9 protein-coding genes are annotated in these 13,382 nt (G+C 39.3%); all 9 read right to left on the bottom strand.

Features of this window, described 5'->3' with window-relative positions; all coding sequences use genetic code 11:
- Positions 1–50: 50 nt before the first annotated feature.
- The 9 genes from ACKTSC_RS00710 to ACKTSC_RS00670 all read right to left on the bottom strand — a co-directional run bounded on the left by ACKTSC_RS00710 (position 51) and on the right by ACKTSC_RS00670 (position 13,284).
- The gene (locus ACKTSC_RS00710) at positions 51–2,123 is read right to left on the bottom strand and encodes a heavy metal translocating P-type ATPase (protein WP_407856561.1); all 2,073 of its coding nucleotides are present in this window, start codon (positions 2,121–2,123) and stop codon (positions 51–53) included.
- Between the two features lie 47 nt (positions 2,124–2,170).
- On the bottom strand, positions 2,171–4,345 hold the full coding sequence (locus ACKTSC_RS00705; protein ID WP_407856560.1) for a heavy metal translocating P-type ATPase: 2,175 nt from the start codon (positions 4,343–4,345) through the stop codon (positions 2,171–2,173).
- Complete coding sequence (gene copZ, locus ACKTSC_RS00700; protein WP_332580014.1) at positions 4,346–4,555, bottom strand: copper chaperone CopZ; 210 nt, start codon at positions 4,553–4,555, stop codon at positions 4,346–4,348.
- Positions 4,556–4,598: 43 nt separating this feature from the next.
- Positions 4,599–5,039, bottom strand: a complete 441-nt coding sequence (locus ACKTSC_RS00695; protein WP_332580013.1) for a CopY/TcrY family copper transport repressor — start codon at positions 5,037–5,039, stop codon at positions 4,599–4,601.
- A 139-nt stretch (positions 5,040–5,178) separates the two neighbouring features.
- Positions 5,179–7,236: a heavy metal translocating P-type ATPase gene (locus ACKTSC_RS00690; protein WP_407856559.1), complete on the bottom strand. Its 2,058-nt coding sequence runs from the start codon at positions 7,234–7,236 to the stop codon at positions 5,179–5,181.
- 182 nt (positions 7,237–7,418) lie between these two features.
- Positions 7,419–8,717: an asparagine--tRNA ligase gene (gene asnS, locus ACKTSC_RS00685; RefSeq protein ID WP_407856558.1), complete on the bottom strand. Its 1,299-nt coding sequence runs from the start codon at positions 8,715–8,717 to the stop codon at positions 7,419–7,421.
- A gap of 39 nt (positions 8,718–8,756) precedes the next feature.
- Positions 8,757–9,944 (bottom strand): pyridoxal phosphate-dependent aminotransferase, encoded by a 1,188-nt coding sequence (locus ACKTSC_RS00680; protein WP_407856557.1) that lies wholly within the window; start codon positions 9,942–9,944, stop codon positions 8,757–8,759.
- A gap of 27 nt (positions 9,945–9,971) precedes the next feature.
- Positions 9,972–10,475, bottom strand: a complete 504-nt coding sequence (locus ACKTSC_RS00675) for a cell wall elongation regulator TseB-like domain-containing protein (RefSeq protein ID WP_407854899.1) — start codon at positions 10,473–10,475, stop codon at positions 9,972–9,974.
- A gap of 55 nt (positions 10,476–10,530) precedes the next feature.
- On the bottom strand, positions 10,531–13,284 hold the full coding sequence (locus ACKTSC_RS00670; RefSeq protein WP_332580008.1) for a helicase C-terminal domain-containing protein: 2,754 nt from the start codon (positions 13,282–13,284) through the stop codon (positions 10,531–10,533).
- Positions 13,285–13,382: the final 98 nt, after the last annotated feature.

Raw genomic sequence — 13,382 nt, 5'->3', positions numbered from 1 at the left:
CCACAAATTTTTGTCTCAATTTTTTTGCAAAAAAAAAAACGCCTGAATTCTCAGACGTTTAATGTCATCGCATTGATGGCCACGATGATTGTACTTAATGACATCAAAATGGCACCGACTGCTGGACTCAATATTATCCCAATAGGCGCTAACACACCTGCAGCTAAAGGAATCGCCAAAATATTATAGCCGGCTCCCCACCAAAGATTCTGGATCATTTTGCTATGTGTTCTTTTTGCCAAGCGAACAAATTTTAAAATGTCTTGCAAGTTGCTGTTAGTCAACACAACATCGGCTGAATCAATCGCAATATCCGTTCCTGCGCCGATTGCCATCCCAATAGATGCTCGCGCTAAAGCAGGCGCATCATTGATTCCATCACCTACCATCATGACTTGGTTGCCTTTATCTGTGTATTGTTTAATGATTTTTTCTTTATCATCTGGTAAAAGCTCACTAAAAAATTCTTTGATACCTAAATAATTCGCTACCGCTTCTGCACTGGCTTGATTGTCTCCCGTCAACATCACAGGTTCGATACCGGCGTCTCTTAAGTGACTGATAAATTCTTTAGCTTGAGGTTTCAAGGTATCTCCCATCGCAAAGAATGCCATCAATTGATTATCGATCAGTAAGAAAGACAATGTATTTCCCTGTGTTTGATAATCACTCAATGCTGCTTGGTCGACCGCCAAACCTCGACGTTCTACTTCTTTTTGATTGGCTAGAATCACTTGATGCCCTTCTACGATTCCTTTCACACCGATCCCTTTCAAGGTGGAAACTTCTTGTGCTTGATAAGGTGTGATCTTTTCGGCTTTCAAATAATTCACTACCCCAACTGCTAGAGGGTGGTTTGTTTGAGCTTCTAACGCTCCGATATATTTTAATGCTTCTGCTTGGGACAATGATTGGCTTGTTTCTACACCTGTTACGGTAAATTTCCCTTCTGTCAATGTCCCTGTCTTATCCAAAAAAACATAATTTAAATCGCTAGCTTGTTCTAAGGCTTGACGACTTTTCAACAGCAATCCGTTTTTAGCTGCTAAAGAAGTTGAGCGGGCAATCACCAACGGAATCGCTAAACCTAAAGCATGAGGACAAGCAATCACGAAAACCGTCACCATTCGATCCAAAGCTTGCGCTAAGTCTGAAACAAATAACCAAACGATGAAGGTTAATATTCCTGCACCCAATGCAATATAAAACAGCCATTTAGCAACTTTATCAGAAATGGATTCTAATTTTGATTTTTCTTGTTGTGCTTGTTTGACCATTTCCATAACCTTGGCTAAGTATCCGTCTGATCCAGTTCCGGTAACTAGAATTTTGATCGTGCCGTCACCATTCACCGATCCGCCAATCACTGAATCATCTTTCGCTTTTTGGACTCCCTTTGACTCGCCTGTGACTGCTGATTCATCGACGATCGTTGTTCCATCGATAATTTTTCCATCAGTCGGTATTTTATCTCCTGCACGAACAAGTAGTTGATCGCCTTTTTGGATTTCTTGCAGCTTCACTTTTTTGGTAGTACCATCTACTTCGATTTTATTCACTTCATCAGGTAATAATTCAGCTAATTTTTGAATAGCATTGCTGGCATTTGAAACTGCGCTCATTTCGACCCAATGTCCTAACAGCATAATTACAATCAATGTCGCAAGTTCCCAGAAGAAATCCATCACATGCTCATGAGGATTTAGTTTATTTGCGACAAATGAATACAAACTATAAATGTAAGAGACGGAAATCCCCATCGCGATCAATGTCATCATTGCCGGACTCTTCATTTTCAATTCCATTTTTGCTCCGCTTAAAAATGGCTGACCGCCGTAAAAAAATAAAATCGTTGCTAAAACTAATACCACCCATTCAGATCCAGGAAAGGTAAATTGAAAAGGTAGAGACATTCCCATCATTGGTGATAATAGAATGATTGGAGTCGCTAAGACTAATGACAGCCAAAACTTTTGCTTGAAATTCCCCATGTGCATCGAATGATCCATGTCGCCATGTTCCATCTCATGATGATCCATTCCTTTCATTTTCCCCTCATGCATGTCCTGGTGGTTGGAATGATCCATCTTCATAGTTTGGTGTTTTTCCATCTTCTCTTTCATCTTAGTCACTCCTCATTCTTAAAAAATTTTTGTTCGATCAAAATGGCTTATATTTTTTTCCGGTTCAAACTCAATGAGTTAAGCAAAACACTGACTGAACTAAAAGCCATCGCTGCCCCAGCAAAAATTGGACTCAAAAAGCCTAATGCAGCAATCGGAATACCAATCACATTGTATAAAAAAGCCCAAAATAAATTTTGTTTGATTTTTCTTAAGGTCAATTTTGATAAACGAATACTTTTTTCGACTGAAAGCAAGTCACTGTTCATCAAGGTGATATCTGCCGTTTCCATCGCAATATCTGTTCCACTGCCCATCGCGATCCCAATATCAGCTAATGCTAACGCTGGTGCATCGTTGATTCCGTCACCGACCATCCCAACGATTTCTTGTTGCGACTGTAATTCCTTGACGATCTGTGCTTTGTCTTCTGGTAATACTTCTGCGACGATATCTTTTGAAGTTAAACCCACTTGTTGACCGATAAACTGAGCCGCTCTCGGATTATCGCCAGTCAACATCTTCACGTTGATTCCTAGATCATGTAACGCTTTGATAGCTGCACGCGATGAAGCTTTAACTTTATCTGTTACCGAGATCATCGCTAAAACTTTTGTCTCATCGCTTAAAAACATGACCGTCTTGCCTTCTGCTTCTAACGCTACCACACGTTCGTCGACAAATAAAATATTTCGATCATTCAATCCGCGTTTTGATCCTACAAATAATCTTTTATTATCAATCGTTCCTGTGACGCCTTTACCAGTGAGACTTTCAAAGCCAGTTACTGGCAAAACAGATGCTTTTTCTTTTCCATAATGATAGATTGCTTGAGCTAAGGGATGTTCTGACTGTTGTTCCAAACTAATCAAATAGCTCAACGCCTGTGGATCAAAAGCTTCAAACTCAGCAACAATTGGCTTACCTTCTGTGATTGTCCCAGTTTTATCAAGAACTACTGTGGTAAGGTGCGCAATTTGTTCAAGCGCCCCTCCACCTTTGATCAAAATACCTGATTTTGCCCCTAGTCCTGTTCCTACCATAATTGCGGTTGGTGTTGCTAGACCTAACGCACAGGGACACGCGATCACTAAAACAGCCACACTATGCACGATCGCTTGCTGCCAATCTTTCGTGATAATCCCGGTCGCAAGTAAGGTTACTAGTGCGATCACTAAAACGATTGGGACAAAAATACTAGATATTTTATCTGCAATTTGTTGAATCGGTGCTTTTTCACCTTGCGCATCTTCCACCATCCGAATAATTCGTGAGAGCACCGTCATACTCCCGACTTGCGTTGCCGTGAATTGGATACTGCCGGTCGTGTTGACCGTCCCGCCAAAAACAGCATCATCGATTTGTTTATCGACGGGTAGACTTTCGCCGGTCAACATACTTTCGTCGATCGTTGTTTGTCCAGCAATGATTTTTCCATCCACTGGAATTTGCTCTCCTGGGCGAACTCGTAATAAATCGCCTGCTTGAACCGTTTCGATAGCAACTTCTTTTTCGATTCCATCAACGATCAACGTAGCCTTTTTTGCTTGCAGATTCATTAGCTGTTTGATCGCGTCGCTGGTTTTGGTTTTTGCTTTTTGTTCAAGGTATTTTCCCAATAAGATCAATGTGATGATCATACCACTGCTTTCGAAATACAAATCAGAGGTATGTGGGTTAAAAAAGCCATTATAAATGCTCAATAAATACGCAGCTGTTGTTCCCATAGCGACTAAAACATCCATGTTCGGCGCCTTCGTTTTTAAGGCATGGTAAGCACCACGATAAAAACGCAGACCAACACCAAATTGGATCGGAGTAACTAAAATCAATTGGACCCATGGCAAATGCAAGAAATGGACCCAACCCCCATGACTGCCAAGCAGCATCCCGATCATGGCCGCCATTAAGGGAGCTGTTAAGATGGCACTGAGAATCAAATCACGTTTCATCTTTTTGACATAAGTGATTTTTTCTTGTTGAATTTTTTGCTTGTGTGCTTCATCAAACAAAATTGCACCATAACCAATCGCTTCTACTTGATGAATCAACGCTTCGGTCGTCGTCGAATCATCGAATTGGACGGTCGCTTTTTCCGTGGCTAGATTGACATTGGCTTCTAACACACCTGCAGTCGTTTTCAATTCCTTTTCAACACGAGCCGAGCAATTTGCACAGGTCATTCCTGTAATGGCAAAGGTCTCTACTGTACTGTTCGACACTTAGATCACCTCTGTTTCATACCCGGCTTCAGTCACTGCTGCTGCAATTTTATCAGCTGAGACTTTTGCTTCATCAAATTTTACAACGCCTTGGTTTTTTTTCAAATTGATTTTTACCTTATCGATTCCATCTAATTGATTGATCGTATTTTCTACCTTAGCCACACAGTGATTACAGCTCATTCCGTTGATTACAAATTGTTTTTTCATTTTTATTCGTCTCCTCTTTTTTGTTTGGTTTAAATATTAATGTTCATTTATGATGATTGCATTCACACTGGCCAGGAATACAATTACATTCGATCGTGGCGACTGTTTCTTTCGCTGCTAATTGCTCTTGCAACATCATTACATCTTCTGGCGTTAGTTGCGCTTCTTCGATTAGTTCAGTGATTGTTTCACCGATTCGTTTCGCACAAATATGAGAAAAAAGATTTTCTGTAGCACTTTTTACAGTTGCACTTTCGCTGATTGCTGGATAGTAAATATATTTTTTACCTGATTGTTCTGTGCGGACTGCTTCTTTTTTCACCAAACGACCAAGAAGGGTTTTGATTGTTGCTGGTTTCCAATCCATCGTTTGTCCCAAAATGGCAATGATTTCTTGGGCGGTAGTCGCTTCTTGTGTCCAAATCACACGCATTACTTCCCATTCGGAATCACTAATTTTGATAGGACTTACTGTCATTGTCATAAAAGAATCTCCTTTCGTTTACAGATGTAATCTTTATATTTTTAGTTTACATTTGTAATCTTCATTCGTCAACTAATATAACTGTCTTTCTTTTATTTTTTTCTATAAAAAAAACTTCACGCCTAAGACGTGAAGTTTTCTATTTGATTCTTAAACAACGCATTGCATTTAAAACAGCAAGCACTGTGACACCTACGTCAGCAAAAACAGCTGCGTACATCGTAGCAAAACCTAATGCGCCTAAAATCAAGACGATAATTTTTATTCCGATTGCAAAAACAATATTTTGTTTAACGATTTTCATTGTTTTACGGGCAATTTGAATTGCTGTTGGAATTTTAGCTGGCTGATCATCCATGATCACGACATCGGCAGCTTCGATCGCTGCATCAGACCCTAAGCCACCCATGGCAATTCCAAGATCTGCGCGAGCTAAAACGGGAGCGTCATTCATACCATCACCAACAAATGCTGTTTTTTGTTCGCGATTCAATTCTACTTCTAAATAATTGACCTTGTCTTCCGGCAATAATTCGCTATGAACTTGATCGATTCCAATTTTTTTGCCGATTGCATCTGCAATAACATGGTTGTCTCCGGTCAACATTACTGTACGTTTGACCCCTAAGCGTTTTGCTGCTGCGATCGCTGACCCTACATGATCCTTCAATTCATCAGCAATGACTAAGTAACCTAAGTAATTGTTTTCTTTTGCGACATAAACAATCGTTCCGATTTCATTCACCGGTTCAAAAGCTATTTGGTTTTTATTCAATAATTTTTCATTACCGACTAAGAAATGTTGGTTATCCATTACTGCTGAAATACCAAAACCAGCGATTTCTTCTAGTTGACTGACGGGCAACAATGGTTGATCGACATAATTGATGATTGATTGAGCGATTGGGTGACTTGAATTTTGTTCTGCACTTGCAACATAACGTAATAAATCTTGTTTATCTATAGTTGTTTCAACTTTTTGAACACGAAAGACACCTTTAGTTAATGTGCCTGTTTTATCAAAGACTAATGTATCGACATTTGCTAATATTTCAATATAGTTGCTGCCTTTGATCAAGATTCCTGCTTTACTAGCACCGCCGATCCCACCAAAGAAACTCAACGGAACAGAAATCACTAAAGCACAGGGACAAGAAATCACTAAAAATGTCAACGCACGATAGACCCAATCATAGAATGGGGCTCCCGTAACCAGTGGCGGTATGATTGCCAATAAGGCTGCCAATCCTACAACGATCGGTGTATAGTAATGAGCAAAATTGGTAATGAAATTTTCCGCCGGTGCTTTTTTACTGCTAGCATTTTCAACGAGATTAAGTATTTTACTTACAGTAGATTCACCAAAAGTAGTCGTAACCTCCACAGTCAACTGCCCGCTTTGGTTAATAAAACCGCTTAAAATTTCTTCACCTTGATCAATACTACGCGGAACAGATTCTCCTGTTAATGCGGAGGTATCCAACATTGAATGACCATCAATCACGAGACCATCCAAAGGAACTTTTTCTCCAGGATTGACTAGGATATGATCACCGATCGCAATCGTATCCGGTGCAACTTTTTTTATTACTCCATCTTGAATCAAATTCGCAGAATCAGGTCGAATCGCTAATAGCGAACCAATCGATTTTCTTGATTTTGCAACTGCATAATCTTGGAAAAATTCTCCGATTTGATAAAACAACATCACGGCCACTGCTTCTGGATATTCCCCGATCGCGATTGCACCAACTGTGGCAATTACCATCAAAAAATTCTCATCAAAGAGTTCTCCATGAAAAATATTCGTGATAGCTGTCTTTAATACATCATATCCTACCCAAAGATATACGATTAGATAAGCAATTAGTTTCCAAGGCATCATTGGTGTGAATAGTGTCAAGATGAACAATGCCAAGATAGCGATTCCGATTTGAATTAATTTTCCATAGGCTTTTTCTTCTTTTTTTTCAGATTGAACAGTATTGACGCTTACATCTGGTTCTAATTTATGAACGATTCCTTTTGCTTCATTACTAACTCGATCAATATTTTCTTCAGACGCTTTGATCGTAAGTTTCGTGCTCATAAAATCAACTTTAGCTTCCTCTACTCCTTGGATCTGTTGGACTGACCGTTCAATTTTTGCTGCACAATTTGCACAATCTAAACCATCCAAACGATAAACCTTTTCCATGAAATTCCCTTCTCTCTTTCACACATGAACATTTCTTCATATGTATTATATATGTTCATTCATTCATATGTCAAGCGAAAAAGAAAGCTTTTTCATAAGCATTGAGTTTTAGCTTTTTATTGCACTAAAAAAGAAGTTGAAACAAAAGCAACTACTTTTGTTTCAACTTCTAACTTCTATCATTATGGGTAAATACGATTTAATAAACGAGGGAATGGAATGGCTTCACGAACATGATCGATCCCTGAAATAAATGTGATCGTACGTTCTAACCCTAAACCAAAACCTGCATGTGGAACAGTTCCATATTTACGTAAGTCTAAGTACCAGCTGTACTCTTCTTCGTTCAGACCTGCTTCACGAATTTGTTCCAACAAGTAATCATAATCAGTTGCACGTTCTGAACCACCAATGATTTCACCGTAACCTTCTGGTGCGATCAAGTCTGCACAGATTACAACATCTTCACGGGTTGGATGTGGTTTCATATAGAATGGTTTGATTGCTTTTGGATAATTCAAAATAAAGACTGGACGGTCGAATGAATTAGCGATAAATGTTTCATGTGGTGAACCAAAGTCATCGCCCCATTCGATATCGTCAAAACCATTTTTCTTCAACAATTCGATTGCATCATCATAAGAGATGCGTGGGAAAGGTAATTTTGTATAATTTTTTAAGATTTCTTTATCGCGACCTAAAACATCTAACGCATAGTCACAGTTATCAAGGACACTTTGGACAAGGTAAGCAACATATTGTTCTTGGACTTCTAAACTATCTTCTTGATGCATGAAAGCCATCTCAGGTTCGATCATCCAAAATTCAATCAAATGACGGCGTGTTTTAGATTTTTCAGCTCGGAATGTTGGACCAAATGAGAAAACTTTGCCTAGAGCCATAGCAGCTGCTTCCATATATAATTGTCCACTTTGAGAAAGATATGCTTTTTGGTCGAAGTAGTTTGTTTCGAATAAATCACTTGTTCCTTCTGGTGCTGAACCCGTTAAGATCGGCGGATCGATTTTTACAAAACCGTTATTATTGAAGAATTCATACGTTGCACGAATCACTTCGTTACGGATCAACATGATAGCATGTTGTTGTGATGAACGTAACCATAAATGACGGTGATCCATTAAGAAATCAACACCATGTTCTTTTGGTGTAATTGGGTAATCATGGCTTTCACCGATTACTTCGATTTCTTTAACCCCTAATTCATAACCAAATTTTGAACGTGTATCTTCACGAATCTCACCAGTTACAATAATTGATGTTTCTTGAGTCAACTCTTTGGCTAAATGGAAAACTTCTTCTGATACTTCACTTTTTACAACAACTGCTTGAAAATACGCTGTTCCATCACGTAATTGTAAAAAAGAGATTTTTCCGCTTGAGCGTTTATTCGCTACCCAAGCACCAATTTTTACTGTTTCGCCAACATGATTCTTGGCATCGATGATTTGAATTTGTTCCACAAATGTCTCTCCTAACTTATTTATCCCGAAATTGATTTTTTACTTTTGACTATTTTCAATAAAACGACGAATTCGCACAACGGCTTCTTCTAGATCTTCCAAACTGGCTGAATAACTCATACGAACACTATCGGGCGAACCAAAGCCTTCCCCAGTTACCAAAGCTACGCGTTCTTGTTCCAATAAATCATTGACCCATGTCGTAACGTTATCGTAACCACCTAACGCCATTGCTTCAGCAATATTCGGGAACAAGTAAAAGGCCCCTTGCGGCTTCTTCAGCTTGAATCCAGGCAATGCAGCAACTTTTGGATAGATAGTATTTAGGCGTTTTTCAAAGGCTTGACGCATTTCTTCTGCTGTCTCTTGCTGACCCGCTAATGCTTCAACAGCTGCCGCTTGACTAACTGCTGCCGGGTTGCTGGTCGCTTGAGAGGCGATCGAAGTCATTCCGCCGATGATTTCACTATTTCCTACTGCATAACCGATTCGCCAACCAGTCATTGAGTAAGTTTTTGAAACACCGTTAATGATTACCGTATGATGGAAAATCTCGTCAGATAAAGTCGCGATATGCGGTGCTTCATTTCCATTATAAACAAGATGATCATAAATATCATCTGAGATAATCAATAAATCATGGCGAACAGCCCAGTCGCCGATTGCTCGCAATTCAGATTCAGTGTAAATCATCCCAGTTGGATTTGAAGGTGAATTGATGATCACTGCTTTTGTCCGTTCTGTTCGAACTTCTTCTAGCTGATCCAAAGTAATTTTATAATCATTGTCTAAACTACCACTAATGAAGACCGGATTTCCTTGAGCTAGTTTTACTTGCTCACCATAACTTACCCAATAAGGCACGGGAATGATCACTTCATCACCAGCATCCAAAATCGTTTGGAACAATGTATATAAAGCAAATTTAGCTCCACTGGTCACAATGACATTACTGGCATCAATAGTTAAATCATAATTTTTTTTCGTGACATCAATGATCGCTTTTTTCAATTCCGGTGTTCCACCAGAAGGTGTATAAAAGCTGACTTTGCCACTTTCAATACCTTCGATTGCTGCTTTTTCAATATTTTCTGGGGTGGTAAAATCAGGTTCACCCACAGTCAAACTAATGACATCTAATCCTTGGGCTTTTAATTCTTTGGCTTTAGCAGTAGCTGCTAAAGTAACGGACGGCTCTAAGTTTGTTACACGTTGCGATAATTTCATAACTGATAACTCCCCTACCAAGATTTTTTAGATTTCTTTGATGACTTTGATCGTTTTGCCGTCACTAAATGCCAGCAAGTAATACTGGATCGCGCCTTTTTCGTCTTTGGCAGTAACCTCCCAAGCCGTTTGGTCACGATAAATTCCTAGATTGGCTTTTTCAAAAGTCAAATCAGGATAGTCTTCAATAAACTTATTCTCAACTTGCTGCTCGGTCAATCCCGTTTTTTGATCTAAAACTTTTACCTTTTCACCTGATTTAGGAATGATCACAACGAGAGATTCGCCAGATTTATTCTTCCCAATGACTGTAAAATAAGTTTTTTCGCGATTGAACCAATAAAACTGATCCACATCCTCTATATCGGCGTATTTCTCAGCCATTTTTACAGCTTCTTTTTTCGCTTGCTGCATCGGCCGATTGGAACGGATAAAGAGCATACTTGCCGAAACGATGACGATCAGTAAAAAAATAATGATCCCCAACAACCAGCGATTTAATTTTTGTTGTCTTGCACTATTCGTATCCAAAAATCATACTCCTCTCAGACAAGCTACATTATACCAAAAGACAAGCGAACCCTCATTAATTCTCTTCATTTTTGTCAGAATTTAAAAATTCATCGCTTTCTCTTAAGATTTCTGCTAATGGCAGCTGCTTGATCGGTAGTTCTTTGGGCAAAGACTTCTGTAATTTTTCACCGTAGCTGGCTGTGAGCAAACGCTGATCTAACAACAGCATTACACCACGGTCGTTTTCAGAACGAATCAACCGTCCTAATGCTTGACGTAAACGTAAGGCCGCTTGCGGAACCGATTCCTGGTAAAACGGATTGATCCCTTGTGCAGACAAAAATTCATTACGCGCATGGACTTGGAGCCGTTTAGGATTTTCAAATGGCAAACGAGTCACTACTAAAATCTGCAGGATTTCTCCCGGCAAATCGATTCCTTCCCAAAAGCTATCTGCACCAAACAGCAGCGCATCTTCAGAAAGCAAGAAGCGTTTCAATAATTTTTCTCGACTGCCGCCGACCCCTTGCGCTAAAACTTCTCTGCCTTCATTCAATAAAGGAACTCGAACTCGTTGATACACTCGATTCAAGATATCATGGGAAGTAAATAAAATTAAAATCGGACGCTTTTGTTTTTCTGACAGTTGATGAACGACTTGTGCTAAATAGTTAGCATAATGATCCGGCGAAGTTCCTTGGATGCTGATACTATCCGTTGGTAAATAAAGCCGAGCTTGTTTTTCGTAATCGTAAGGACTGCTGATTATTTTTAATGCTGTATCAGGAATTCCCCAGCGTTTCGCAAAATAATGCCGGTCACTTCCTACCTTCAATGTCCCACCAAGGTACAAAATTTGTTGATACCGGCCATACCATTTGGTATCGCTGATCAAAGAAGCTTCTAAATCTTGAACATGGAATGTTTTTCGTTTTCCGTTGAACCAATGGATATAACGCGCATCCCAGCGTTCGCTAAAACAATCAAAAGCTATTTGTTGTTGTTGCAAACTTTCCAAAACAAGCTGTAATTCATTCCACTCAGCTTGTTCTTTGATGCTGAATGTTTCCTTGTGAAGCTCGTAGTATTCCTGTAATCGTTCACCTAAGATCAAGACATCCTGATATAAGCGTCCCGTTCGTTGCAAAACTTGTTCCCCGGCTAATGATAGCTGATCGATCATAGCTTTTGTGATCAAGCGATCTTCTTCGGTCGGATATTCTTGTTTGAACACTTGATATAAATCAGTTAATTCTTCATTTAGCTCGTGCATCACATCTTGAAAAAGCTCAACAGTATGCTGGGTGTATTGATCGTTACTGACTAATTCATGCCACGTCGCATAAAGCTGCTGCTCATTTAATTGGTGAAACTGGCGTTGAATCGCTAGAATATTCAATTGATGCGTACTATTTCTTTCCAACGAACGTGTTAAATGATGGGCTTCATCAATAATCAAATATGGGCTTGCTGGCAATTGTGGTTCTTTACGCTGATCTTCTTGAGCCAGAAAAGCATGATTGGTAATAATAAGATTGCTTTGAGCCAATTTACGTTGGCGATGGTGGATAAAATCGACTGTATAAAAAGGACTTTTTGGATTCAATGAATGTGGGCCTAAATGAGCAACTTCTTGCCAAAACGGATGATTCAAATTTGTCATGTTCAACTCATCAAAATCACCAGTCTCAGTCTGTGTCAACCAGACCAATAAAGCCATTTGGTATAAAGTATATTGTTTTTGTTGGGAATTTTTTTCAAATGTTTGATAAAAACGTTCCAAATCCAAATAATGGCGACTACTTTTCATGACTACCGCTTGCAACGGTTGATCCAGCAAACGATTGATTAACGGTAGATCATTCGTCAAGATCTGTTCTTGCAAGAGCAGTGAAACGGTACTGATAATGATCGGTTGCTCGGCTGTCGCCAGATAACTCATTGGCAACAGATAACCCAAGGTTTTCCCAATTCCTGTTGCTGCTTCGACTAGAATATTTTTTTCGGTTTTTTTATTAAAAAAATCATAGACCAAATTCATCAAACGCGCCTGTTCCTTGCGAAATGTCAAAGAACCTTGATAAATTTTTTCTTTCGCTTTACGTGAACGAGGATACGCTTTGTTTCCGTAATAGTTCTCGGAAAAAAGCGGCACACTTTTTTTGTGTAATGCCAAGCCATGAACGATCGTCAATTCATCCGGTAAAGGCTTGGGCTCTAATTGCATATCGGCTAGACAATCGACTAAGAAATCTTTTGTTTGAAACGCCATTTGATCCGCAGCACTAATGATTTTTTCCACAGTGACGATGGGTAATTCTTTGATTATATTTTCTAGATGCAGTAACAATTGAGCGGTCACATCGGCATCACTATCCGCTTGGTGAGGATTTTCATGGACTAAATGCAATTCTTCTGCTAAATCTTTTAAGCGAAAACTTAACGAAGTCGGCATGAAGACTTGAGCTAACTCCACTGTATCGATTCCCGGAATCGTTAATGCTGGAAGTCCGCAACGCTCAAGTTCATTGCTTAAAAATGGATAATCAAAATGGATATTATGTGCAACAAATACAGTATCTTCTAACAAGTTCGCGATAGTTAGAGCCACGTCTTCAAAATAAGGCGCTTTGCGAATACGCTGATTGGTGATCCCAGTCAATGTCTGAATTTGAGGCGGTATCATTTGGTCAGGATTGATATCGGTGGAAAAATGACTCACTATTTTTCCGTCTTCGATCAATACACAGCCAAACTGGATGATTCGACTTGTTTTAGGATCCGTTCCTGTCGTTTCAATATCTACGACTGCGTAACTCTTTTTCACACAAGCTCTTCCTTTCGCAATGATTCAGTATCACATTAAATAAAATACGTTATCGTTATTATGTACAGTTGTTTGAGAAATGATAAATAAATTCTTCT

Source organism: Enterococcus hailinensis (assembly GCF_045862035.1).
GTDB classification, from domain to species: Bacteria; Bacillota; Bacilli; order Lactobacillales; family Enterococcaceae; genus Enterococcus_A; species Enterococcus_A hailinensis.
Note: the sequence above shows the minus strand (reverse complement) of the source record. Positions and strands in the feature narration are given on the sequence as shown.